The 22,936-nt window shown below is 64.9% G+C and carries 22 protein-coding genes; 9 read left to right on the plus strand and 13 right to left on the minus strand.

The features are described from left to right. Positions 1 to 378 precede the first annotated feature (378 nt). Positions 379 to 1,392, minus strand: a complete 1,014-nt coding sequence (locus tag KBY57_RS07495; protein ID WP_254995252.1) for an LLM class flavin-dependent oxidoreductase — start codon at positions 1,390 to 1,392, stop codon at positions 379 to 381. A gap of 457 nt (positions 1,393 to 1,849) precedes the next feature. Between KBY57_RS07495 and KBY57_RS07500 the strand changes: the two genes are divergently transcribed. Beyond that, positions 1,850 to 1,981, plus strand: a complete 132-nt coding sequence (locus tag KBY57_RS07500; RefSeq protein ID WP_254995253.1) for a hypothetical protein — start codon at positions 1,850 to 1,852, stop codon at positions 1,979 to 1,981. Positions 1,982 to 2,122: 141 nt separating this feature from the next. On the opposite strand, the gene KBY57_RS07505 is transcribed toward KBY57_RS07500, so the two are convergent. From KBY57_RS07505 to KBY57_RS07520, 4 genes are all read right to left on the minus strand, one after another. Next, positions 2,123 to 2,461: a transposase family protein gene (locus KBY57_RS07505; RefSeq protein ID WP_254995254.1), complete on the minus strand. Its 339-nt coding sequence runs from the start codon at positions 2,459 to 2,461 to the stop codon at positions 2,123 to 2,125. A gap of 217 nt (positions 2,462 to 2,678) precedes the next feature. Further along, on the minus strand, positions 2,679 to 3,215 hold the full coding sequence (locus KBY57_RS07510) for a GNAT family N-acetyltransferase (RefSeq protein WP_254995256.1): 537 nt from the start codon (positions 3,213 to 3,215) through the stop codon (positions 2,679 to 2,681). Between the two features lie 298 nt (positions 3,216 to 3,513). Then, positions 3,514 to 4,467, minus strand: coding sequence for a helix-turn-helix domain-containing protein (locus KBY57_RS07515; protein ID WP_254995258.1), 954 nt, complete (start codon positions 4,465 to 4,467; stop codon positions 3,514 to 3,516). Continuing rightward, on the minus strand, positions 4,440 to 5,165 hold the full coding sequence (locus KBY57_RS07520; RefSeq protein ID WP_254995259.1) for a pseudouridine synthase: 726 nt from the start codon (positions 5,163 to 5,165) through the stop codon (positions 4,440 to 4,442). Before KBY57_RS07520 ends, KBY57_RS07515 begins: the two co-directional genes overlap by 28 nt. Before the next feature lie 72 nt (positions 5,166 to 5,237). On the opposite strand from KBY57_RS07520, the gene KBY57_RS07525 reads away from it, so the two are divergent. Further along, positions 5,238 to 6,254 (plus strand): RpoD/SigA family RNA polymerase sigma factor, encoded by a 1,017-nt coding sequence (locus KBY57_RS07525; protein ID WP_254995261.1) that lies wholly within the window; start codon positions 5,238 to 5,240, stop codon positions 6,252 to 6,254. A 12-nt stretch (positions 6,255 to 6,266) separates the two neighbouring features. Here the strand turns inward: KBY57_RS07525 and KBY57_RS07530 are convergent, their stop codons facing one another. Next, positions 6,267 to 6,767 (minus strand): hypothetical protein, encoded by a 501-nt coding sequence (locus tag KBY57_RS07530; protein ID WP_409996423.1) that lies wholly within the window; start codon positions 6,765 to 6,767, stop codon positions 6,267 to 6,269. Positions 6,768 to 6,841: 74 nt separating this feature from the next. Beyond that, positions 6,842 to 7,975 carry an ABC transporter substrate-binding protein gene (locus tag KBY57_RS07535; RefSeq protein ID WP_254995262.1) on the minus strand — a complete coding sequence of 378 codons (1,134 nt, stop codon included), beginning with the start codon at positions 7,973 to 7,975 and terminating at the stop codon, positions 6,842 to 6,844. Here KBY57_RS07535 and KBY57_RS07540 point away from each other — a divergent pair. After that, positions 7,974 to 9,209, plus strand: coding sequence for a hypothetical protein (locus KBY57_RS07540; RefSeq protein ID WP_254995264.1), 1,236 nt, complete (start codon positions 7,974 to 7,976; stop codon positions 9,207 to 9,209). The two genes, KBY57_RS07535 and KBY57_RS07540, sit on opposite strands and share 2 nt — an antisense overlap. A 3-nt stretch (positions 9,210 to 9,212) precedes the next feature. Here KBY57_RS07540 and KBY57_RS07545 read toward each other — a convergent pair whose 3' ends face one another. Next, positions 9,213 to 10,934 carry an ABC1 kinase family protein gene (locus tag KBY57_RS07545; protein WP_409996424.1) on the minus strand — a complete coding sequence of 574 codons (1,722 nt, stop codon included), beginning with the start codon at positions 10,932 to 10,934 and terminating at the stop codon, positions 9,213 to 9,215. On the opposite strand from KBY57_RS07545, the gene KBY57_RS07550 reads away from it, so the two are divergent. Genes KBY57_RS07550 through KBY57_RS07560 form a run of 3 tightly spaced genes read left to right on the plus strand, consistent with a single transcriptional unit; the run spans position 10,933 to position 13,868 of the window. After that, positions 10,933 to 12,315, plus strand: coding sequence for a lysine decarboxylase (locus KBY57_RS07550; RefSeq protein ID WP_254995267.1), 1,383 nt, complete (start codon positions 10,933 to 10,935; stop codon positions 12,313 to 12,315). The two genes, KBY57_RS07545 and KBY57_RS07550, sit on opposite strands and share 2 nt — an antisense overlap. Beyond that, complete coding sequence (gene cbiT / locus KBY57_RS07555; RefSeq protein WP_254995269.1) at positions 12,287 to 12,946, plus strand: precorrin-6Y C5,15-methyltransferase subunit CbiT; 660 nt, start codon at positions 12,287 to 12,289, stop codon at positions 12,944 to 12,946. Before KBY57_RS07550 ends, cbiT begins: the two co-directional genes overlap by 29 nt. Before the next feature lie 10 nt (positions 12,947 to 12,956). Continuing rightward, positions 12,957 to 13,868: a phosphatidate cytidylyltransferase gene (locus KBY57_RS07560; protein WP_254995271.1), complete on the plus strand. Its 912-nt coding sequence runs from the start codon at positions 12,957 to 12,959 to the stop codon at positions 13,866 to 13,868. A 23-nt stretch (positions 13,869 to 13,891) separates the two neighbouring features. Here KBY57_RS07560 and KBY57_RS07565 read toward each other — a convergent pair whose 3' ends face one another. From KBY57_RS07565 to rimI, 5 genes are all read right to left on the minus strand, one after another. Continuing rightward, positions 13,892 to 14,530, minus strand: a complete 639-nt coding sequence (locus KBY57_RS07565; RefSeq protein ID WP_254995273.1) for a DUF2993 domain-containing protein — start codon at positions 14,528 to 14,530, stop codon at positions 13,892 to 13,894. Continuing rightward, complete coding sequence (locus KBY57_RS07570; RefSeq protein WP_254995395.1) at positions 14,527 to 15,399, minus strand: alpha/beta fold hydrolase; 873 nt, start codon at positions 15,397 to 15,399, stop codon at positions 14,527 to 14,529. Before KBY57_RS07570 ends, KBY57_RS07565 begins: the two co-directional genes overlap by 4 nt. Positions 15,400 to 15,425: 26 nt before the next feature. Continuing rightward, entirely contained in the window at positions 15,426 to 16,532 is a 1,107-nt protein-coding gene (locus KBY57_RS07575; RefSeq protein ID WP_254995274.1) for an iron-containing alcohol dehydrogenase family protein, read from the minus strand. Between the two features lie 62 nt (positions 16,533 to 16,594). After that, a complete protein-coding gene (locus KBY57_RS07580; protein ID WP_254995275.1) occupies positions 16,595 to 19,153 on the minus strand; it encodes an ATP-dependent Clp protease ATP-binding subunit in 2,559 nt (852 codons plus the stop codon). Between the two features lie 164 nt (positions 19,154 to 19,317). Next, positions 19,318 to 19,809 (minus strand): ribosomal protein S18-alanine N-acetyltransferase, encoded by a 492-nt coding sequence (rimI, locus tag KBY57_RS07585; protein ID WP_254995276.1) that lies wholly within the window; start codon positions 19,807 to 19,809, stop codon positions 19,318 to 19,320. 30 nt (positions 19,810 to 19,839) lie between these two features. Here rimI and lysA point away from each other — a divergent pair, with 30 nt between their 5' ends. From lysA to KBY57_RS07600, 3 genes are read left to right on the plus strand one after another with little or no spacing between them, the layout of a single operon-like run. After that, a complete protein-coding gene (lysA, locus tag KBY57_RS07590) occupies positions 19,840 to 21,228 on the plus strand; it encodes a diaminopimelate decarboxylase (protein ID WP_254995277.1) in 1,389 nt (462 codons plus the stop codon). Between the two features lie 20 nt (positions 21,229 to 21,248). Further along, positions 21,249 to 22,079, plus strand: coding sequence for a diadenylate cyclase CdaA (gene cdaA / locus KBY57_RS07595; protein WP_254995278.1), 831 nt, complete (start codon positions 21,249 to 21,251; stop codon positions 22,077 to 22,079). Then, positions 22,076 to 22,852, plus strand: a complete 777-nt coding sequence (locus tag KBY57_RS07600) for an isoprenyl transferase (RefSeq protein ID WP_254995279.1) — start codon at positions 22,076 to 22,078, stop codon at positions 22,850 to 22,852. The genes cdaA and KBY57_RS07600 overlap by 4 nt, the downstream gene beginning before the upstream one ends. Positions 22,853 to 22,936 lie beyond the last annotated feature (84 nt).

Consider the following 22,936-nt stretch of genomic DNA (forward strand, 5'->3'; position numbering starts at 1 on the left):
ACTTCATAAGATCTGAACGGGAACCTGGTTGACGATCTGAAGGCTAATATTGTGATTAAGCCGCCTTTGGCGGCATTTTTATGTGAGCTACTGCCGACTGCGGACGCGAATTTTTCGAGGTGCCCTTGAGGGTATTGTAATTTACAATTCAATATACACACGTGAGAATTAATTGAGCTGGCTCTAGTGCGCATGATGTTTAACAACTAATCATTGGAGTTTTTTGGTCGCGCCCTAGAGTGCCAGCTGTAGCGTAGTAATCTAACGAATCTATCCCCCCTCGAAATGGTGTGCTAAATCTAATAGACGCGACTCCCAATGAATGCCCATCAAGGATTATTTTATCTGGAGGCTGGGAAAGTACTATTAATGTCTTCGTTAGACTGACTGTCCTAGCTTTTCTTTGGCTGCTGAGAAAGCCGAAGCGATGTGAGCGTATTCGGCTTCATTTGGCGTGATATCCAGTATAAATGTATGTATACCTGCTTTTATTAGGTCCGATATGATGGTCGCAACGCGATCATATGAACCAACAAGATAAGGACCGTCAGATTGGAAATTAGTAAAAGGGCTCATCCAGTAGCCAATTGACTTGTGTTCGGCATACTTGGAAGCCAATTGCATACGCTTTTTCCACACCGAATCTGTATTTTCCATCGAATATTCTAAGATGATCTGACTGTCAGGATCCTCGGGAAACATCTGGTAAGCGTCTTCCCAGGCTTCTGAGTCTGTAGGTCGACATAATATGCCAAAATTAATTGCTTTCGCGCTTTTTAGCCCTCTCGCCATCTCAGGGGTTAACATCTGTGTGCCAACAGAGTTGGTTTTCTTTGCAACATCACAAGCTGCGTCAGATTGACCTGAGAGGAGAAAAGATGGCATAAACTCAGTATTAATCCCAGGAAGCAGTTGTAATTCGCTCACGTTATAATAGTCCCCTGAGTAACTGACTGGAGCCGTGGATGACAGCAGTCGTTTCATGATCTCGATATATTCTTCAATCCTTCTATACCGATCGTCATGCGACATCTTGTCGTCCATGGAGTGCAAATAGTTAAGAGCTGTTCCCGTAATCATGTTTAGGTAGATTCGTCTCTTATAGATTTGCGCATATGAGGAAACCAGCTTTGCAGCACTAAAGGGGTGCATGTAAATTGGGTTAACTGCTATGAGGGGTGAAACTCTTTTTGTCCGAGCTAGCGCCTCCTGAGCCGCAACCCACGGGCTGATGAAAGTGTCATTGCCTTCAAAGAGAAGCACTCCGGTATATCCATATTTCTCAGTCCAATCGACCACGTTCTTGATATTCTTCCAGTAAAGATCCCTATCCGTAGTGCGGTGACTAAGGATAAAGATGTTTATTTCGGTGGATTTGAAGAAAATCGACATTTTAGGTTTTCCACCATCATACCCCTTAAACCCTTTGGCGGCTAGATGTTGTGTCTCACCACGCTGATCAGCAGAGCAGCTCGCTGAGCCGCTGCTGAGTGGAGCGGCCGCCGAGGCCTGAGTCCTTCCTGAGCCGGTTATAACGAGAGGTAACGCGTTAGCCAGTTGTTGAGTTCCCGGGAGTTCTTGAAGGCCATCGCAAAAGCTCTTTCCTTACAGAGGCTCTGGATAAAAAGCTTGCCTTTTCGTTGCCGCGCAGCGTTCAGGTGATGTCGCGGCCGTGGCCAACCTCGTGATCCTCTAATACGAAAAAGATCTTGCACTTGCCCTGGAACTGAGATCGGATCTGACGATGCAAGGTCTTCTGGTTGGCCTACTCCTTATGATGCCTGCGGCTACACCATCAAGAGGAAGTCGCCCCCCTGCTCCTAGATCTGCCGAAAAACGTGCGCTGGGTATGCAGCGCGTCCGGCTGGATGAATACACCCTCGAGATCCAGCTCGCCGAGCAGCTGCCGCCGCACTGCCTGCTCGTTGTTGCTGGTGGTGGCGTTGCAGGCCTGGCTGATTGCCACGCCCGCCGCGGCTGAGTTAAGCACCACCTAGGCAATGAAAGCCGAGCCGCCACCAGCGATGGGGGCGATCCAGCCACTAAGGTTCTCGCCAACTGCTTCGCGAAAGCCAGGGGCTACACACACCAGCTGATCGTGATCCGTTGCGCCACCTGCGATTTAGGCGATCGTCCAGTTACGCACAGCCGCGCATAGGGCTGCCACACCCACCTGTTGGAAGAAGTAGCGGCACGAGGAATCCGATGGCGGCCGACGCAGCTCCAGGCCGAGTGCCTCGGTCAGGATGCTGTGGTGGCGGATGGCAGAAGCCACTCCTTCTCCGAAGGAGTGACGCTCTAGATTCCGCAAGCTCTGGCGTCCACTCGGGATTCCGAGCACGGCCACCACCAGCAGATACCAGGCTTGAAACCGAACGTCGCGCCGCATCCGTGAATCCGGGATCGACCTCAGATAGCTGATCAGCTCAAGATCGGTTGCAGCGGAGGCGCTTTCCAGCACAAGGAGGGAGCAATTCCGCCGACCTCAAGCGATGCTGAGAACACCGGCGAGGCCGCCTGTTACTGACTTTGAATCAGCTCTGTCTAGAGCACGGAATAATCCTATTACCAACAGATACAGATTGCTTGGAATTTCCAGGAATCTCTAGACGCTGTGGCGCGGAGCCTGTAGTCATGTTGTGTCGCATGCCATGAACCGCAGAAATCCACCATTTGCATTAATTTGATTTTGGCGATTTGTCTGGTGTTAGCGAATGCCACCCCACGTGCTTCTTTTGAAATGGGTGAAAGATATCTCCTTCGTACTTGAAACCTAGTTTTTTCAGAACTGTCAGAGAGGCGGTATTATGGGTTTCTACGAAAGCTCCTATTGAATCAGCCTGCATGTTTTTGATTACGCAACTAGCTGCCTCTAAACACAGATTAATTCTGCGCAGTTCGGGTAAAATAAAGTAAATAATTTCCTTGTCGGGTGCGCCATTCGTATGAATTATGCCGCAAAAGCCAGCTACTTTTCCTGTTTGCTTGTAGGTCAAGGCTCTTGGGCCTAGTCCGGAGGTTTTTACTTCTCTTTCAAATCTGCTAAGGCGTTGTTTTAGTTCCTCGCATGTAGGCTCATGATTGCTTGTTTCCGGCTGCATGAATCTCCTAAAGTCTTTGTCCTGTCTGATTTTTATGAAGCTGGCTAGGTCTTCTTCGTGAAAAGGTCTGATCAGAAGTCTCTGGGTTTCTAGGTGGCTTGGAAGAATTGTCAAAATAATTTGTGTTCAGCGGCTTTGTTGCGCTCTCTGCACTTTTGGGGAGTGCTTGCTTTTTGTGGATCTCTTTTCATTATGTCCGACTTGTCCCAATTTGCTCGGCTTGTTTGCTGGTTCTTCAAAAATTGTTAGGTCTTTTCCGAGTTTAAGCTTAGGCGAGGCATTGACTTTGGGATGGTTGTGCACATTGCAAGTGTTATCTGTTGTCGGCGCGGCTGTTGTTGCCTGCGTTTCGCTTAAGGGCTTCGCGGTATTCAGTTATGTCATGTATCTTTTTAGGTGTCCGTCTCTTTTTTTAATTTCTATTTTTAGCTCTTATCGAGTTCGTTTGAATGAATTTTCCGGGATTGCCCTGCTGGGCTGGCAATGGTTCGCCGTTCCAGTTGATCCGCTCGCCGGAGCCGGGGGGCGGCGTGATTGCCAGGCTGAAACCGCCGCTCAGCGGCATGGTGATCGATCCGCTGGCATTGCGCAGGCTGGTGCGCACCCCACTGTCGCTGGTGAGGCTGAGTTGGCTTGGCTTGTTCAACTGCAGCTCAAGCAGCCCGGTGGCGGAGGCCGGTGTGGCTCGGTTGCGGCGCAGTTGTCCGATTCCCTGTCCGCGGGCCGCCAGCTCCAGCGGTCGCAGATCGGGGTAGACGTTAAGCAGGGTCTGCTCGGGCTTGGCCGGTTTGGCCTGTTGCTGGCGGGGCAGTGGCGGAATCGGCCGCAGTGCCAGCAGCCCTCGGGCCGCCAGGTGCTGCTGCTGCAGGTTCACGCCGTAAATCAACCCCATGGTGAGCACGCCGTAGAGGAGCGTGCCCTGCCAGGTGGTGAACACGTCGATGGAGCCCGGCGTGAAGCGCCGCAGCAGCGGTTGCCGCCGCTGGTCTTGGGGCAGCCGTTCGCTGTCGGGCAGCACCGTCTCCAGGCTGCCGGCGGGCAGGTCGAGGTGCCGCTCGATCAGCGGCACCATGGTGCGCAGGTAGGTGGCCTCCGGCAGCCGGTCGCGCCAGCCCCGCTCGAGGGCCTCCAGCACCGCCGTGCTGATGCGGGTGTCCAGGGCCAATTGCCGCAGGGTCAGGCCGCGCTCCTCCCGCCGCTGCCGCAGCGTCTGCCCAACCGCCAGCAGAGGATCGGCCGGTGGTTCTGCCGCAGCGTTGCTGGCCGGCAGGGGATCCCGCCGCCACCAGCGGCCGAGGCGGCCCAGCGGGCGCTTGGGTGGCAGCTGGGGGGTGCGGGTCAGGGCTGGGTTGTCAGTGCCGCCCATTCTTGGCGATCGAGGCGCCGCCAGCGACCCTCGGGCAGATCGCCGAGCTGCAGCGGCCCGATCGATCGCCGTTGCAGATCCCGCACCGGATGGCCGAGCAGCGCGGCGGTGCGCCGGATCTGGCGGTTGCGCCCCTCCCCCATGCGCAGCTCCAGTTCGGTGGTTTGGGGTGTGCGCCTGAGCACCTGCAGTCCCACCGGTTGGCTGGCCTGGCTGTCGAGGGGCACGCCGGCGGCCCAGCGTTGCAGGGTTGGGGCGTCGGGCCGGCCCTGCACCCACACCCGGTAGGTCTTGCGGTGGCCGTAGCGGGGGTGGGTGAGGCGCAGGGTGAGGTCGCCCTGGTTGCTGAGCAGCAGGGCGCCGCGGCTTTCGGCGTCGAGACGCCCCACCGGGTGCAGCCCGCAGCCCTGGCGCAGGTCAGCCGGCAGCAGGTCGAGCACCGTGGGGCGCCCCTCGGGGTCGTGGCAGCTGCAAACCACCCCCGCTGGCTTGTTGAGCAGCAGCAGCAGCGGCTCCGGCCGGGCCGCCAGGGGCTCGTCCCGCACCGTGATCCGGTCGCGCTCGGGGTCGGCCCGGTCCCCCAGCTGGGCCACGGCGCCGTTCACCTGCACCAGCCCCTGACGCAGCAGGGATTCGGCCTGCCGGCGCGAGCAGAGGCCGGCGGCGGCCATCAGTTTTTGCAGGCGTTCGTGGGCCATGGCTCCCATGCTGCCGCCCGGTAAAGGATGGTAGGTTTACGAAACAAAAGAGTTTCGTAAACTCGGCTCCCCATGCCCGCTCTGCCCGTTCTTGGCTCCAGTTCAGGGTCGGAAAGCTCCTCAGCCCAGGGCGGCGGTGACCTGGTGCGCAGCTACCTGCGTGACATCGGCCGTGTGCCGCTGCTGAGTCACGAGCAGGAGATCACGCTGGGGCGTCAGGTGCAGGAGCTGGTGGCGCTGGAGGAGTTGGAGCAGGAGCTGGAGAGCCGGCTGGGCACCAAGCCGAGCCAGGCGGAACTGGCCCAGGCGGCGGGGCTGAGTGCACCGCTGTTGAAAAAGCGGTTGCAGGCGGGTCGCCGGGCCAAGGAGCGGATGGTGGCGGCCAACCTGCGGCTGGTGGTGAGCGTGGCCAAGAAGTACACGCGGCGGAACATGGAGCTGCTGGACCTGATCCAGGAGGGCACGATCGGGCTGGTGCGGGGCGTGGAGAAGTTCGACCCGACGCGGGGCTACAAGTTTTCGACCTATGCGTATTGGTGGATCCGCCAGGGGATCACGCGGGCGATCGCCGAGAAGAGCCGCACGATCCGGCTGCCGATCCACATCACCGAAACCCTCAACAAGCTGAAGAAGGGTCAGCGGGAACTGAGCCAGCTGCTGGGCCGCACCCCCACGGTGACGGAGCTGGCGGAAGCGGTGGAGCTGCCGGAGGAGGAGGTGAAGGACCTGCTGTGCCGTGCCCGCCAGCCGGTGAGCCTGGAAACGAAGGTGGGCGACGGCGACGACACCGAGCTGCTGGATTTATTGGCGGGTGACGCGGAACTGCCGGAGGACCGTGTGGATGGGGAGTGCCTGAAGGGCGACCTGCGGGCACTGCTGGAGCAGCTGCCGGAGCTGCAGGGTCGGGTGCTGAAGATGCGCTACGGCATCCCTTGCGATCAGGTGCCGGGCCGATCCGAACCGATGAGCCTCAGTGCCATCGCCAAGCACCTGGGCATGAGCCGGGACAAAACCCGCAATCTGGAGCGCAAGGCCCTCGAAGGCGTGCGCGCCCAGTCGCGGATGCTGGAGGGCTATCTGGTTGCTTAAAGGGCCAGCGCCCTAGAAAAACTGGTCGAAATTGTCGAAGTCGACGGCGCTGAAGGTGCCGTCCTGCACCTGGCCCATCAGCCGCTCCAGCTGCACCCACAGGGCGCCGGCGGTGCCGACCGACAGCACGAAGGACACCAGAAGGGCTACCCCTGAGGAGAAGCCGAACACCTGCAGGCTGCCGCCAATGAACAGGGTGACGCCGATGACCACGCCGATGTAGGGCAGGGTGATGGCGATGTTGCCGAGGGGAAGCAGGGCCAGCCGATCCTGTTTCCAACCCTCGAGCCGGTTCTGCACCAGCTTGGCGAAGGTGAGCCCGCAGAGCACCCCCATCGCCAGGCCGATCCCCGCCACCACGTAGGGAGGCTGCAGGATCGGCGCGTACTCCAGCAGGATGTCGCTGCCGTCGAGGTCACCGAACATCCAGCTCCCTGCCAGTGCGCCGGCCTCCGCCGCATCCCCGGCCTCCGCGGCATCCATGGCCAGGGACAGATCGGGCAAGCTGGCCATCGGCAGGAGCTGGGCAAGATGGCCGAGACCCTAGGCCCTCAGGGCTCCCAGCGCTGGGAGCCCAGGAAGGTGAGCTACACAAAGGTGCTGCCGTTGTGGTCCTGGGGTCCGAGTTGCACCCGGTAGCCGCCGAGATCGACGTCCCGCATCGACTCCAGGGCCGTCACGAAGCGCTGGCGGGTGGGGCTCGCTCCGGCCCGGCGCAGCCCCTCCACCGTCATTTTGGCGGCCAGAAAACCCTCCAGGCTGGTGAAGCCGAACAGCGCTCTGCTCTGCTGGCGGCGCATCAGCTGCTGATACTCCTTCACCACCGGCACCCGCTCATTCCAGGGGAAGGGCACCACCTGGGCGATGCCGATGCCTCTGGCCTGGTTGCTGGGCAGGGCGGCCTGCAGGGCGCTGGTGCCCACAAACGACACGTTCATCAGCTGGGCCGTGCTGCCGTGCTGGCGCAACTCGCGGGTGAAGGCGGCCGAGCTGGGATAGGCGGCCATGATCATCACCCCATTGGCATTGGCAGCCTGCACGGCGCGGGCCGCTTCGACGGCCTGGCCGGAGTTGCGCTCCACGCTGGCGGTGGCCACCGGTTTGAGGCCATGGCGCTTGAGGGCTTGGTGCGCGGCCCGTTGGCCGTCCTGGCCGAAGGCATCGTTTTGGGCCACCACCGCGATCCGATGCCGGCCGCTGCGCACTAGGTAGTTGATCATGCGATCGATCTCCACCTGGTAGCTGGTGCGCAGGTTGAACACCAGCGGCCGGTGGGGCTGGCGCAACAGCTGGGCGCCGGTGAGCGGGGCGATCAGCGGGATCTTGTTGCTCTCCACCAGGGGTAGCACCTCCTTGACGGTTGGGGTCCCCACGTAGCCGAACAGGGCAAACACCCTGTCGCGTTCGATCAGTTGCCTGGTGTTGCGCAGGGTGAGGGAAGGCTCGTAGCGGTCGTCGAGGCTGATGAGCCGCAGGCGACGGCCATGCACGCCGCCGCGTCGGTTTACTTCAGTGAAGTAAGCGAGAGCCCCATCGCGGTACTCGCGCCCGAGCATGCCGGAAGGGCCGCTGAGGGCGGCCGACTGACCCAGCAGCAACTCCACGGCCGCCCGGGCCGGCACCCCCGCTGTGGCGAGCACCGGCAAGCCTGCGGCCAGGATGATCCGCAGCCCGATCCTCCCCAGCAGACCTAACTTCGGCAGACAGCGGCTGAGGGGCATGGTGCTGCGCAAGCAACGCGGATGGAACTTGTTGGCGATCGTTGCCATTGTTCTGGCCGCCATCCTCGCCATTCTCGGGATCGGGCGGATCGATGTCAGCCCGGTTCAGAACCGCGACTCCCTGCGCCTGTCGTCCTCATCCCGTGCCCTCACCACCCTGCCCCTGGGTGAGAAACAAACGCTCGGGGTTTGGAGTTCTTTGCGAGGCGATCAGCTCAGCGATGGGGAGGCGCGGGTGGATCGCTCCGAGCTGGAACAGGCCCGCTACAAGGTGGAGGTGGGGGTGTATTCCACCAGCAATTATGAGCTGGATCTGAGGGGGCCTAGCTATTCCGGAAATGGTTACGTGTGGCTGCGTTGGGAGGAGCCCATGCAGCGCTATGTGGAAAGCCATGGCGGTGATATTTCCCGCTTGTTTATCGTGTTGAATACTTTGCTTTCGGATAAGGATTCAGCGCTTGATCCCGTGAGCAAAGAACCCATAAGGCTGGCTGACGGTAGTTATTATCAGCTGTTTAATTACGTGGGGCGCTACTACGTTGATCGCGCAAATTTTCGTCGCTACCCCTTTATGACTATCAGCCTGCCGTTGGCGCTAGAGGCCAACGATGTGGACGGCGAGTTGGGATATCGCGACCTACGGCTGATCCCGGAAATACAGAACAGTGGAATGGGACTCTATTCCCATATTATTGGATGGTTGAATACCGGGTGGTCAATTGCTGAATACCGGCATCATTACGCCACGAATTTCGGCCTGGGCGGCGATGAAAATGATTACAGTCAGATTCTCTTTGAGATCTCCTACGGCACCTCCTCTTGGGCATCGTTCTGGCGCCTGCTGCTGCCTCTGACAGTGCTGATGGCGATGGTGTTGTTGGTGTTCAAGGTGCGCCCCGATGAGCAGGACGCTCGGGCCAGCATTCCCGTCACGGTGTTGTTGACGCTGGTGTTCCTGCAGCAGACCTACCGCGCCGAATTGCCAGAGCTGCCCTTCCTCACCTTTCTAGACCAGGTGTATGTGGTGGCCTATGGGGTGACCCTCGCCGCTTTTGTGTTGGTGCTTTGGATCGGGCGTCGTTACGCCGCCATGGAAGCGATGGAGGATTCTGCCGACAAAGCATCCCTGCTGCGTCATCTGCACCGCCTGGATGATGTCTGGCCCTTGCTTGTGGTGCTGGTCGGGGGAGCGGCGATCAGCATCTGCTGGATCACCATTCCTTCGGTGGTGTAAGCCTCAGGCCGCTTGGGGGGCTAGGCGGGCCAGCATGCCGCCCATCAGTTTTTGGGGCGAGAAGGTGCGTCCCATCAGGCTGAACAGGGCGCGTAGGTCGTCGGTGTGCAGGCGGTCGTTTCGCACCAGGGTGAGCAGCAGGCGTTGCCGCAGGCTGGCGCCTTCTGGGCTGAGCAGCAGCTTCATGCCGGCGCCGGCCACCGGCAACAGGTTGGGGCTGCTGGTGTCGTTTTCCACCACCGCCAGCAGGTTCTCAAGCCGTTCGAGGCGGAGCCGGCCATCCCGGTCGAACAGCACCTCCAGCAGCTTCTCGCGCATGTCACTGGTGTCGCCGGCCAGCAGGCGCCGGGCCACGTAGGGGTAGGCCACATTGATGATCTTGAAGCCTGGATCCAGGCGAAGGGCCAGACCTTCCTGGCTGACCACGGCCCGGATGATCAGGGCAAAGCGGGCTGGTACCCGGAAGGGATAGGCATACATCAACTCCGAGAAGCGGTCGGTGATCGCCTTGAAGTTGAAGGAGCCGACGTTGTCGCCCAGGGCGCCACCCAGCACTTCTTCCAGGGCCGGGATGATCGGTTCCAGGTCGGCTTTGGGGTTGAGGAAGCCGAGGCTGACGAAGTCCTGGGCCAGGGCGCGGAAATCCCGGTTGATCAGGTGCACCACCGCACCGGTGAGGGTGAGGCGATCGCTGTCGCTGATCGAATCCATCATGCCGAAATCCACGTAGGCCACGTGGCCCAGGGCACCGGTTTTGCCGGAGAGGGCAAACAGGTTGCCGGGGTGGGGATCGGCGTGGAAATAGCCAAACTCCAGCAGTTGTTGCAGCCCGGCGATCACGCCGGTGCGGATCAAGGCGGCTGGATCGAGGTTGCGGGCCTCCAGGGCCTGGCGCTCCTGCAGCTTGGTGCCGTTGATCCACTGGGTGGTGAGCACGTGCTCGCTGGAGAGCAGCCGCTCCACCCGCGGCACCATCACCTCGGGTTGGCGAGCAAACAGGTCGGCAAACCGCTCGGCGTTGTTGGCCTCGAGCCGGTAGTCGATCTCTTCAAACAGGGTGGCGCCGAATTCATCGATGATGTCGCCGAGTCCGAAGCCCAGGTTGAGGGGCAGGAAGGGAGCTGTCAGCACCCCCAGCAAGCGGATGATCACCAGATCGCGCCGCAGAATCGTGGGCAGATTCGGGCGCTGCACCTTGACGGCCACCCAGTGCCCATCGACCAGCTGGGCCTTGTACACCTGCCCCAGGCTGGCGGCGGCCACCGGGTAGTCGGGGAACTGCTCGAACAGTTCGTCGGCCGGTGCCCCCAGCTCTCGCTCGATGGTGGCCAGGGCGATGGCGTGGGGGAAGGCGGGCAGGTTGTCCTGCAGCTGGGTGAGCTGCTCGAGCCAGTCGCGCCGCACCAGGTCGGGGCGGGTGGAGAGGGCCTGGCCCACCTTGATGAAGCAGGGGCCGAGCTCGGTGAGGGTGGTGAGGATGCGCCGGCCCAGCTGCTCCTGCACCCGGGCGTTGTTGCTGCTGCCCTGCACCACCAGCACCAGGGCCAGGCTGCCCAGCTGCCAGAGCACCACCGTCAGCCGGCTCACCAACACCCAGGGGCGCAGCAGCAGCCAGCGCAGATCACGGCCCGGGTCGTAGCGCGGCCCGCTGGCGGCTTCGGCGATGGTCACAGGCAGGGCAGCCAGTTGATAGGCAGACTCTAGAAACGCGATCCGCTCCCCCATGGGCCTGCCGCTGCATCTGCCGGCCCACGGCCGCGGGAGGGGTCTGTCGCCGGCCCTGCAACGGCTGCTGCGCCAGCGCCCCGGCAGCTGGGATCTGCCGGAACTGCCGGAGCTCGGCGGGCCCCTGATCGACAGCGGCGCTGTGGCGGAGGCCCAGCGGCGTTGCGCCCGCCAGCTGGGGGCCGAGGCGGTGTGGTTTGGCGTCAATGGCGCCAGTGGCCTGCTGCAGGCAGCCCTGCTGGCCCTGGCTCCGCCCGGCAGCCGGGTGCTGCTGCCCCGCAACCTGCACCGCTCGCTGCTGCACGGCTGCGTGCTGGGCCAGCTGCGCCCCCTGCTCTACGACCTGCCCTTTGATCCGGCTACGGGCCTGTGGCTGCCCCCCAGCCCGGCCCATCTGGACGCGGTGCTGGATGCGGCCGGGGCGGGGCTGCTCACGCCGGCAGATCCAGTGGCCGCGCTGGTGCTGGTGTCGCCGAGCTACCAGGGCCAGCGGGCGGATCTGCCGGCCCTGGTGGCCTTGGCCCATCGGCGCGGCCTGCCGGTGCTGGTGGATCAGGCCCATGGCCGCGGCGAGGCGTTGGCTGCAGGGTCTGATCTGGTGGTGCTCTCCGCCCAGAAGGCTGGCGGCGGCCTGGCCCAGAGCGCGGCCCTGCTGCTCCAGGGCCAGCGGGTGGGGCAGGACGCTGTGGCCCGGGCCCTGTTGTGGCTGCAAACCTCCAGCCCCAGCGCCCTGCTGCTGGCCTCCGCCGAAGCCGCCCTCGAGGAGCTCACCAGCCCGGCCGGGCTGCGCCGCTGGCAGTGTGCGAGGTGGGTTGGTGAGCGGCTGCAGCGCCGTTGCCAGGTGCTGGGGCTGCCCCTGATCGCCAGCGACGACCCCCTGCGGCTGGTGCTCCACACCGCCGCCCTGGGCATCAACGGCCTCGAGGCCGATGCCTGGTTGCTGGAGCGGGGGGTGATCGCCGAGTTGCCCGAGCCGGGGGCGCTCACCTTCTGCCTGGGGCTGGGGCCGCCGGCGGGGGTGGTGTGGCGGCTGCCCCGTCAGCTCCAGCGGTTGCGGCGGGCCCTGGGGGACGATCCCCTGCCGCCGTTCAGTGCCCCACCGCTGCCCCTGGTGGCGGAGCCGGAGCTGCCCCTGGGGGTGGCCTGGCGTTCTGCCGCCGAGGCCGTGCCCCTGGCGGCTGCCGCCGGACGGATCGCCGCCGAACCCCTCTGCCCCTACCCCCCTGGCATTCCCCTGCTGGTGCCAGGCGAGCGGATCGATTCGGCCCGGGCGGCCTGGCTGCAGCAGCAGGCCCGGCTTTGGCCCGGCCAGATCGCTGATACCGTGAGGGTTGTGGCCGGATCGGAGGCCGATGGATTCGCACGCATCGGTGGCTCCTGATCAGCCTTCCCACCAGGCTCCCTACCAGTGGGATTTCGTCACCCCGGGGCTGCCGGACAGCGCTTTTGAGGACGCTCCGGGCTTCAGCCCCACGCCGATGGAGCTGCGGGTGATGCTGCTGGCCCATCTGCGTCCCCGGCCCGATTCCCTGGTGTGGGACGTGGGCGGTGGCACCGGGGCCCTGGCCCTGGAAATCGCCCGCTTGATGCCCAAGGGCGCCGTGCACACCCTCGAACGGGATCCGGACGCCATCGAGCTGCTGGAGCAGAACCGCCGGCGGTTCGGCATCACCAACCTGCACATCCATGCCGGCGCCGCCCCGGCCGACCTGGCCCAACTCCCCGCCCACCCCGACCGGGTGTTGCTGGAGGTGGGGCGTCCTCTCGGGGATGTGCTGCTGGCGGTGTGGGAGGCCCTGGTGCCCCAGGGGCGACTGGTGATCAGCACCGCCAGCCTGGAGGGGCTGGTGGATGCCACCGACACCCTGGGCCAGCTGGCGGCCCGGGATGTGCAGGTGGTGCAGGCCACCGTGCACCGGATGCAGCGGCGCGGTAGCCAGGCCAAGCTGGCGGCGGCGGAGCCCCTGTTTCTGATTGCCGCCGAGCGCTCTGCCCACGTCGAGCCGTCCTGAGCACCGCGTCTTGATCCTTCGCTCCCGCACCCGCACCGCCACCTCCCTGCCCCGGCTGCTCAGCGGCTGGGCGGCGGGTGCCTTCGGCTTCGTGGTGGTGATGCTGGGCGGCTGGTGGTTTACGGCGGCCGTGGGGGTGATCGTGCACCTGGGCCTGCTGGAGTTTTTCCGGATGGCCCAGTTCAAGGGGATCCGGCCCGCCACCAAAACCACCCTGGTGGCGGTGCAGTTGCTGCTGGTCAGCACCCAGCTGGCCAGTGGCAGTGGCTTGATGGGTGGTGGCTGGTTTGCCGGCGACGTGGCGGCTGCAGTGCTGCCCGCCTCCGGGGCGGTGATCTGCGGCTGGCTGCTGCTGCAGCCGGTGACCGGCACGATCGCCGACATTGCCGCCTCGATCTTTGGGCTCTTCTATCTCGGCTTTCTGCCCAGCTACTGGATTCGCCTGCGCGAGTTGGCTGGCGATGCCCTCGCTCCCCATCTGGCCGGCCAGCCCTGGCCCGCCAGTGCCGGCCTCGCCCTCACCCTGCTGGCCTGCTTCCTGATCGTCGCCACCGACATCGGCTCCTATGTGATTGGCCGCCGCCTCGGGCGCCACCCGCTGTCGCCGATCTCCCCCGGCAAGACGGTGGAGGGGGCCCTGGGCGGGGTGGCCTCTGCGGTGGCGGTGGGTGCTTTCGGCGGCACCTTGATCGGCTGGAGCTGGGGCTGGTTAATCGGTGCGGTGCTGGGGGCGGTGGTGGCCCTGTTCGCCTTGGTGGGTGACCTCACCGAGTCGATGATGAAGCGCGATGCCGGTGTGAAGGATTCCGGCGATGCGATCCCCGGCCACGGCGGCATCCTCGATCGCATCGACAGCTACCTGTTCGTGCCGGCAGTGGTGTATTCGCTGGTCACATTGGTGTTGCCGCTGTTGCAGCGCTAAGGAGCCCCGTCAGCCCGCCGCGCTCACACGCTCACCCGGGCGATGCCCAGCAGCTGCAGCATGCCCCCTTCCAGGCGGGCGTCCTCGATGGTGATGCCGGGATCCATGGGCAGCCGGCTGCTGACGTTGCCCGCCCGGGAGCGGATCTCCACGCTGCCCTCCACCGCAGCCACGCTGGTTTCCAGCTCAACCAGGTCGCGGGCTCCCAGGCCTCGGGCGGTGAACACCAGGCTGTCGCGGTGCATGCGCAGCTCCACCAGCGGGGCGATGCCGAGCAGCTCTTCGCTGAGGTTGTCCCCCAGGCTCCGCCAGATCGGAGCGCTGAGGGAGCGGGTCAGGCCGTCGGGGGTGAAGCTCACCTGCCCCTGGATCTGGAAGGCATGCTCAAGCTGCAGCGGGTGGCCCTTGAGCAGGTTGCCGATGTGCACTTGGATCGGGCCACTGCGCAGCTCCACCAGCTCGAGGTGCAGGTCGCGATACACGACCCGGCGCGCCAGCAGTTGCACCCCCGTCAGCCGGCCCCGCAGCAGCTGCAGGGCCGATCCCTCCAGTTGGATGTCGAGGCTGCCAATCGCTTGGCACTGCTGACGGATCCAGAGCTGCAGGCCGCTGGCCAGCAGCTGCATCACCGGTCCGTTGCCGCGGGCGTCGGGGCTGCTCATGGGTGGCGGGGGCTGGCCAGCCAGGTGGCGGCCACAGTGGCGGGTTGGTCGAGGTGCGGCAGGTGGCCGCAGGCGTCCAGTTCGCGCACCCGCTCCCCGAGCAGAGCCAGGGCGGCGCGTTTCTGGGGCGCCCGCAGGATGCGGTCGTTGGCGCCCCACAGCACCGCGATGGGCTGGTGGGGCAGCGGGGCGCCGCTGCCGGCAAAGCCGCCGGAGCGGGCAAAGCGCTGCAGGGCTTCGGCCCAGCCGGGGCTTTGAAGATGCAGGGAGGCGATTTCCAGCTCTGCGGCGCCCACGGAGGCTTCTGGATCAGCGAAGGCGGTGCGACACAGGCCCCGGCGCACGCCCGGTAGGGCTAGGAATCGCACCCCCAGCCCATCGAGCAGGGGCGGCAGGGGCATCGGTCGGCCGGTGAGGCCGGCGGGCGCCAGCAACAGCAGGCGCTCCACCTGATCCGGCAGGCGCCGGGCCAGCTCCACCGCCACCGAGCCCCCCATCGAGGCGCCAATCAATCCGAGGAGGGCCGGGTTGCGCTGGCCAATGGCCTGCACCAGGGCCTCCAGGTGGCGCAGCACGCCCTTGGGGCTGTAGTCGCCGCCGGCGGGCCTGGGGCTGAAGCCGAAGCCGAACAGGTCGGGGATGAACAGCTGGGCGCCGCCAGCCAGCAATGGGGCGAGCCGCCGGAATTCGAGAAAGGAGCTGTCGAAGCCATGCAGCAGCAGCACCGGTGGGCCTTCTCCCAGCACCGCCACGGGCCAGGGCTCGGAGCCGTCCCCGGCATCGAGATCGGGCAGCTGCCACCACTGCACCAGGGCCGCCAACTCCCGGCCCTGGGGATCCAGCAGGCTGCGGGCGGCCTCGCTCACCAGGTCTTGGCCAGACTCACGGACAGAATTCACGCGGGCTGGCGCTCGCTGCTGCAGGTGCTCACCAGGGCGGCCAGCAGATCGTTGGGACCCACGGCGAAGGGCAGGTGGTGCAGGTCGGAGCCGTCGCGGCAGGCGAAGGTACAGGCGTGCTGGAGCTCATGCAGGCCGGCCTTGCCTAGGCCCAGGTCTTCGAGGCTCACCGGCAGCCCCAGCTGCCGGAACAGCGGCAACAGCTGGCGGCGCGCCTGGCCGGCGAGCTGGCTGCCGCCGATCACCTCTTCGAGCCGGAGCTGCGCCAGGATCCCGAAACCCACCTTCTCGCCATGCAGGTGGCCGTGGCTGGCCTCCAGCTGGGTGAGGCCGTTGTGCACGGCGTGGGCCGCCACCGTGCGGCAGCGGGCTCCGCCGATGCCGCCGATCAGCCCGGCGCTGAGGCCGCAGGCCTCCGCCACCCGCTCCCAGGCGGAGCTGTGGGGATCCCGCAGGGCTTCCTCCGCTTCAAGCAGCAGCTGATCGCGTAGCACCCGGGCCATCTGCACGGCCTGCTGCACCAGGCCATCGCCGCTGGCGCCACTGCTCACGGAGGCTTCGTACCACTTGGCCATGGCGTCGGCGATGCCGCTGGCCAGGGTGCGGGCCGGGGCCTGGCGCACCAGGGTGTGGTCAAAGATCAGGAGGTCGGGGCAACGGGCAAGTGCCACATCCCCCTGGAAGGCCCCTTGGGGTGTGTACACGTTGGCCAGGGCCGTCCAGCCGGCGCAGGTGGCGGCACTGGTGGGCACCGTGATGCAGGGCAGAGCCTGCCGGTGGGCCAACAGCTTGCCGGCATCGAGCACCTTTCCGCCGCCGATGGCGATCACCGCATCACAGCCCTGCTCGCGGCAAACGGCGCCGATCCGGCTGAGGTCCTCCTCGCAGCAATCGTGCTGAAGCTCGGCGCTTTGGGGTTCCAGCCCTGTTTTCAACAGCTCGGTGAGGAGCTGCTGCCGCAAAGCTGCGGTGGCAGCACTGCGACCCAGCACCAGGGGCCGGCGGCAGAGGCCTTGAATGCGCTCGAGCCCCTCGGCCCAGGCCCCCGGGCCCCGCAGCACCTCGGCTGGGGCGATGGCGTGTTGGCTCAGGGGGGTACTCATCCCGGTGTGGCTGTCATCCCCAATCGATGGTAGGGGCCGGTGTCCGGCCCCCGATCCTTCCTTCAGACGCCGGCGGCGGCCAGCTCGGGCTCGGCGGGCAGGGCAGCCTGCTTGCGGATCACCACCTGCTTGTCGTCGTTGACATCGACCAACGCGGCATCGCCGTCGCTGATCCGGCCGCTGAGGAACTCCTCGGCGAGGGAGTCTTCCAGCAGGCGCATCACGGCACGGCGCAGCGGACGGGCGCCGTAGGAGGGGTTGTAGCCCTCTTCCACCAGTCGCTCCTTGAAGGCCTCGGTGACCGACAGGGCAATGCCCTTGTCGAGCATGCGGCCGAACACCTCCTTGAGCATGATCTCGGCGATCTCCTTGACCTCGTCGCGGGTGAGCTGACGGAAGACGATGATTTCGTCGAGACGGTTGAGGAATTCGGGGCGGAAGTACTGCTTCAGCTCCTCATTCACCAACGAGCGGATGCGGTTGTAGTTGGTTTCATCCGCATCGCCGCCGCCGAATTCGAAGCCGAGGCCGCCGCCGCCCTTCTCGATCACCTTCGAACCGATGTTCGAGGTCATGATGATCAAGGTGTTCTTGAAGTCGACCGTACGGCCCTTGGAGTCGGTCAGGCGACCGTCTTCGAGCAGCTGCAGCAGCAGGTTGAACACGTCGGGGTGGGCTTTCTCGATTTCGTCGAACAGCACCACGGTGTAGGGACGGCGCCGCACCGCTTCGGTGAGCTGGCCGCCCTCGTTGAAGCCCACGTAGCCCGGAGGCGAACCGATCAGCTTGCTGACCGTGTGGCGCTCCATGAACTCCGACATGTCGAGGCGGATCATGGCCTCTTCGCTGCCGAAGAAGTAGGCCGCAAGCGACTTGGTGAGCTCTGTTTTACCCACGCCGGTGGGGCCGGAGAAGATGAAGCTGGCGATCGGCCGGTTGGGGTTCTTGAGACCCACGCGGGCGCGACGAATGGCGCGGGACACGGCCTTGACCGCTTCGTCCTGACCAATCAGGCGCTGGTGGAGGGTTTCCTCCATGTTGAGCAGCTTGGCCGACTCGCTCTCGGTGAGCTTCTGCACCGGCACGCCGGTCCAGGAGGCCACGATGTGGGCGATGTCCTCTTCGGTCACCATCGGGGTGCGTTCGGCGTCTGCAGGCGCATCCGCGATCGCAACGCTGACCTCGCTGCCGGCTTCGGTATCGCCAGCCGTGGCTTCGGCCGCGGGCTCCTCGTCCTTGCGGGATTGCAGGATCGAGCGGATCTGCTCGCGCAGCTCAACTTCCTTATCGCGCAGCTCGCCGGCCTTGGTGAAGTCCTGCTCGCGCACGGCCTCCTCCTTGTCCTTTTGTACGGCCCTCAGCTGCTTGTCGACTTCCTTGGCCGCCGGCGGCAGCTTGGAGTTCATCAGCCGCACCCGGCTGCCGGCCTCGTCGACCAGGTCAATCGCCTTGTCGGGAAGGAAGCGGTCGGAGATGTAGCGGTCGCCCAGGGTGGCGGCGGCAATCAGGGCCTCGTCGGCGATCTTGAGGCGGTGGTGGGATTCATAGCGCTCCTTCAGGCCGCGCAGGATCTCGATCGTGTCGTCGACGGAGGGTTCGCCCACCATCACCGGTTGGAACCGGCGCTCCAGGGCGGCATCCCGCTCAATGTGCTTGCGGTATTCGTCCAGGGTGGTGGCGCCGATGCACTGGAGCTCACCGCGGGCCAGGGCCGGTTTGAGGATGTTGGCAGCGTCAATGGCGCCTTCGGCGGCACCGGCGCCAATCAAGGTGTGCACCTCGTCGATCACGAGGATCACGTTTCCGGCGCTGCGGATCTCCTCCATGATTTTTTTGAGGCGCTCCTCAAATTCGCCTCGATACTTCGTACCGGCCACCAGCAGGCCGATGTCGAGGGTGAGAACGCGTTTCTCCTCGAGGATGTCCGGAATGTCGCCGGAGTTGATCCGCTGGGCCAGGCCCTCGGCGATGGCCGTCTTGCCGACGCCAGGTTCGCCGATCAGCACGGGGTTGTTCTTGGTGCGGCGACCCAGGATCTGGATCACCCGTTCGATTTCGTTTTGCCGGCCGACCACCGGATCGAGCTTGCCGTCGGCGGCCTGTTGGGTGAGGTTGCTGCCGAATTCATCCAGGGTGGGAGTTTTGGTTGAGCCCTTGCCGCCGCCACCGCCAGCGGCCACCTCAGCGGTCTCGCCAAGCATGCGAATCACCTGGGTGCGCACCTTGGCCAGGTCGACGCCGAGGTTTTCCAGCACCCGGGCCGCCACGCCCTCGCCTTCACGGATCAGGCCGAGCAGCAGATGCTCCGTGCCGATGTAGTTGTGCCCAAGCTGGCGGGCTTCCTCCAGGGACAGCTCCAACACGCGCTTGGCTCGGGGCGTGAAGGGGATCTCCACCGCCACGAAACCGGAGCCCCGGCCGATGATCTTCTCCACCTCAACGCGGGCGTCCTTGAGGTTGACGCCCATCGACTTGAGCACCTTGGCGGCCACGCCCGTGCCCTCGCCGATCAAGCCCAGCAGGATCTGTTCGGTGCCAACAAAGTTGTGCCCCAGGCGACGAGCCTCTTCCTGGGCCAGCATGATCACCTTGATGGCCTTCTCGGTAAACCGCTCGAACATGGGGTGGGACCTTGTGCAAGTTGAACCAAGCTACCAGGGTTGACCGGTGAGGTGTGGTTTACGCCTGATCAAAGGCAGATCCACTGCAGCAGCAGGGGCTCGGCCGGTTTTAGGCAACATCTCAATCCAAGCAATTGCTGGTTTTCAGCAATAAGAAAAGCCGGTTATCCACACCCTGGCTTCGCATCATTGACCGGGGCTAACCGCAGCCATTGGATCAGGGCATCGTCTCCGTTGCGGTAGTAACCGCGACGCAGGCCCGCATCCTGGAAGCCCAGGCCGCGGTAGAGGGCGACGGCGGCGGCGTTGCCGGGTGCTACTTCCAAGGTGGCGTGCGCGGCCCCCTGCTGCTGAGCATGGTCCAGCAGGGCCTGTAGCACCTGGCGGCCCAGCCCCTGGCGCCGCCGCTCGGGCGCCACCGCCACCAGGGTGATGTGCAGCTCATCCACCACCAGCCAGCCACTGGCCATGGCCACCAGGGTGTTCCCGTGCCACAGCCCCACCCCGGGGCGTCGCGGTTCGGCCAGCTCGCTCTGCCATTGGCTGCGGCTCCAGAGGCCCTGCAGACTGGCCTGATCGAGGGCGAGGCAGTGCTCCAGGTGTGAGGGGGTGAGATTGCTGCGGCGCAGCGGCATGGGGGCGTTCCGTACATTCATGTTCTCTTCTCCCCCAGTGCGGCTCCAGCCATGGTGATCTCCCGTGAGCCCGTCGCGTTGGCCCAACCCTTTGAAACGGATCGGGATGCGCTCAGTCCCAACCGCAACCTCACGCCGCTCACCACAGCCCTCGACAGCGACGGTCGGCTGACAGTGGCGGGGTGTGCCCTGAGCGACCTGGCCCGCACCTACGGCACACCGCTTTATGTGCTGGATGAGGCCACCCTGCGGGGCACCTGCAGCGCCTACCGCGAGGCCCTGGCCAAGCACTACCCCGGCGAAGCCCTGGCCCTCTATGCCTCGAAGGCCAACAGCTCCCTGGCGATTACCGCCTTGGTGGCTGCCGAGGGCCTGGGGCTGGATGCGGTGTCGGCCGGTGAACTGCTCACGGCTCTCCAGGGCGGCATGCCTGCGGAGCGGATCGTGTTGCACGGCAACAACAAGAGCCGCGAAGAGCTGGCCCTGGCGGCAGAGCGGGGCGTCACCGTCGTGGCCGACAACTGGCGCGATCTGGAGTTGCTGGCCGAGCTGGCGCCTGGATTGGCGGAGCCCGTGCGGCTGATGCTGCGCTTCACGCCGGGCATCGAGTGCCACACCCATGAGTACATCCGCACCGGCCACCTCGACAGCAAGTTCGGCTTCGATCCCGACCAGCTGGAGGGCGTATTGCAGCACCTGTCGGGCTGCCCTTGGGCCCGCCTCACGGGCCTGCACGCCCACATCGGCTCCCAGATCTTTGAGCTGCAGCCCCACCACGACCTGGCCGGCGTGATGGCTGATGCCCTGGCCCTGGCCCGTTCGATGGGCCACCCGGTGGTGGATCTCAACGTGGGTGGCGGCCTGGGCATCCGCTACGTCGCCAGCGACGATCCGCCGAGCATTGATGGTTGGGTGAGCACCGTGGCCGGTGCGGTGGTGGCGGCTTGCCAGGAGCGGGGGCTGGCGTTGCCCCGGCTGCTGTGTGAGCCCGGCCGCTCCCTGGTGGCCACCGCCGGCGTCACCGTCTACGCGATCGGCAGTCGCAAGGACATCCCCGGCCTGCGCACCTACCTGTCGGTGGATGGCGGCATGAGTGACAACCCCCGGCCGATCACCTATCAATCGCGGTACACGGCGGTGCTGGCCGATCGCCCCACCGCCGAGGCCAGCGAAACCGTCACCGTGGCGGGCAAGCACTGCGAATCCGGCGATGTGCTGCTCAAGGACGTCGCCCTGCCGCCGGCCACCAGCGGCGATGTGTTGGCGGTGTTTGCCACCGGTGCCTACAACGCCTCGATGAGCTCCAACTACAACCGCATCCCACGGCCCGCCGCGGTGCTGGTGCACGACGGGGTGGCCGACCTGGTGCAGCGCCGGGAGCAGCCGGAGGACTTACTGCGCTACGACGTGCTGCCGGCTCGCCTGCGCTCGGTAGGCTGAGTCCATCGATTGGGTGAGTTGTGATCGGGCCGCAACTGGGTGAGTTGCTACGGCTGATCGATCCGCGCCTGGTCCTGGATTTGCTGTTTGCAACCGGCCTGGGCGTTTTGGTGCTCGGTCGGGTCACCGAAGCGCGCACCCTGTGGTTGCTGCGCGGCTACCTGCTGCTGGTGGCCCTGGCCTGGGTGGTGCAGCGCTACGCCAACCTGCCGCTCACCAGCAAACTGGTGGACGCCCTGGTGCTGGCCTGCAGCCTGGCCCTGGCGATCCTGTGGCAGGGGGAGCTGCGCCGGCTGATGGAGCTGCTCGGCACCGGTCGCCTCGGCGTGCTGTTCGGCAACCGCAGCCGTGATCAGCTGGGCTCCGGCTCGGTGGCGGTGCTCAGTGAGGCTGCTGGGCGCCTCTCCCAGTCCCGTCGCGGGGCGCTGATCGTGGTGGATCTGGGCAGCGACCTGCGCCCCGAGGACTTCCTCAATCCCGGCATCGGCCTCGACGCCAAGCTCACGGTGGACCTGCTGCTCAACCTGTTTGCGGCCGACACCCCTCTGCACGACGGGGCTGTGCTGGTGAAGGCCAACCGGATTGTCGCCGCCGGCGTGATCCTGCCCCTCTCGCGCCAGGGCATCAACCGTTACGGCACCAGGCATCTGGCGGCCCTGGGCCTCACCGAACGCTTCGACCAGTGCCTGGCGATTGTGGTGTCGGAGGAAACCGGCACCCTGTCGCTGGCGAGTCAGGGGCGGCTGGAGCGCCCGATCACCAGCAGCCGTTTGCACGATCTGCTCAGCCAGGCCCTGGCCTTGCCCACAGGGCGTAGCGTGGCAAAAGACACGCCGGATTCCCGCGGATGAGTCGCGCCCTGGCGACCACCACTGCGACTGCCCCCCAGGCCCTGCCGCCCCGCCTCGATCCGGAGCGCCTGCCCGGCCATGTGGCCGTGATCATGGACGGCAATGGCCGCTGGGCCAAGCAGCGCAACCTGCCGCGGGTGATGGGCCATCGCGAGGGGGTCGAGGCGCTCAAGCGCACCCTGCGGTTGTGCAGCGACTGGGGCATCGGGGCCCTCACCGCCTACGCCTTCTCCACCGAAAACTGGAGCCGTCCTGGCGAAGAGGTCAGCTTCTTGATGACCCTGTTTGAGCGGGTGCTGGCCCGCGAGCTGCACGCCCTGGAGCAGGAGCAGGTGCGGATCCGTTTTCTGGGGGATCTCGAGCCGCTGCCCGAAGGCCTGAAACGGCTGATTGCCGACGCCACCGAACGCACCGCGGCCAACACCGGCATCCACTTCAACGTGTGCACCAACTACGGCGGCCGGGCCGAGTTGGTGCGGGCCGCCCAGCGGCTGGCCGAGCGCTGCGTGGCCGGTGCGCTCGATCCCCGCGCCATCGACGAGCAGAGTTTCAGTGCCGAGCTCCATACCGCAGGCGAGCCCGATCCCGACCTGCTGATCCGCACCAGCGGTGAGCACCGCATCAGCAACTTCCTGCTCTGGCAGCTGGCTTACGCCGAAATCCACATCACCGATGTGCTCTGGCCCGATTTCGATGAGGCGGCTCTGAGGGGTGCCCTGCTCGACTACCAGGGCCGCCAGCGCCGTTTCGGCGGGGTCGAGCCCCTGGCCTGACCGGTTCTGTCTCCACGCCTCCCTGCCACCCTGTCTCCGTTGCTGCCAGTGATCACGCGTCACGATTGGTCCCGTTCTGAAATC

The sequence above is a fragment of the Cyanobium sp. Aljojuca 7D2 genome (assembly GCF_024346415.1).
Lineage (GTDB): Bacteria > Cyanobacteriota > Cyanobacteriia > PCC-6307 > Cyanobiaceae > Cyanobium_A.

Coding starts and splice junctions, on each gene's coding strand:
- cbiT (WP_254995269.1), top strand. CDS start 12,287: ATGGATTCGCACGCATCGGTGGCTCCTGATCAGCCTTCCCACCAGGCT.
- rimI (WP_254995276.1), bottom strand. CDS start 19,809: ATGAATGTACGGAACGCCCCCATGCCGCTGCGCCGCAGCAATCTCACC.
- KBY57_RS07550 (WP_254995267.1), top strand. CDS start 10,933: ATGGGCCTGCCGCTGCATCTGCCGGCCCACGGCCGCGGGAGGGGTCTG.
- KBY57_RS07580 (WP_254995275.1), bottom strand. CDS start 19,153: ATGTTCGAGCGGTTTACCGAGAAGGCCATCAAGGTGATCATGCTGGCC.
- KBY57_RS07500 (WP_254995253.1), top strand. CDS start 1,850: ATGCAGCGCGTCCGGCTGGATGAATACACCCTCGAGATCCAGCTCGCC.
- KBY57_RS07535 (WP_254995262.1), bottom strand. CDS start 7,975: ATGCCCCTCAGCCGCTGTCTGCCGAAGTTAGGTCTGCTGGGGAGGATC.
- KBY57_RS07495 (WP_254995252.1), bottom strand. CDS start 1,392: ATGTCGATTTTCTTCAAATCCACCGAAATAAACATCTTTATCCTTAGT.
- KBY57_RS07515 (WP_254995258.1), bottom strand. CDS start 4,467: ATGGGCGGCACTGACAACCCAGCCCTGACCCGCACCCCCCAGCTGCCA.
- KBY57_RS07520 (WP_254995259.1), bottom strand. CDS start 5,165: ATGGCCCACGAACGCCTGCAAAAACTGATGGCCGCCGCCGGCCTCTGC.
- KBY57_RS07525 (WP_254995261.1), top strand. CDS start 5,238: ATGCCCGCTCTGCCCGTTCTTGGCTCCAGTTCAGGGTCGGAAAGCTCC.
- KBY57_RS07600 (WP_254995279.1), top strand. CDS start 22,076: ATGAGTCGCGCCCTGGCGACCACCACTGCGACTGCCCCCCAGGCCCTG.
- KBY57_RS07530 (WP_409996423.1), bottom strand. CDS start 6,767: ATGGCCAGCTTGCCCGATCTGTCCCTGGCCATGGATGCCGCGGAGGCC.
- KBY57_RS07575 (WP_254995274.1), bottom strand. CDS start 16,532: ATGAGTACCCCCCTGAGCCAACACGCCATCGCCCCAGCCGAGGTGCTG.
- lysA (WP_254995277.1), top strand. CDS start 19,840: ATGGTGATCTCCCGTGAGCCCGTCGCGTTGGCCCAACCCTTTGAAACG.
- KBY57_RS07545 (WP_409996424.1), bottom strand. CDS start 10,934: ATGGGGGAGCGGATCGCGTTTCTAGAGTCTGCCTATCAACTGGCTGCC.
- KBY57_RS07540 (WP_254995264.1), top strand. CDS start 7,974: ATGGTGCTGCGCAAGCAACGCGGATGGAACTTGTTGGCGATCGTTGCC.
- KBY57_RS07565 (WP_254995273.1), bottom strand. CDS start 14,530: ATGAGCAGCCCCGACGCCCGCGGCAACGGACCGGTGATGCAGCTGCTG.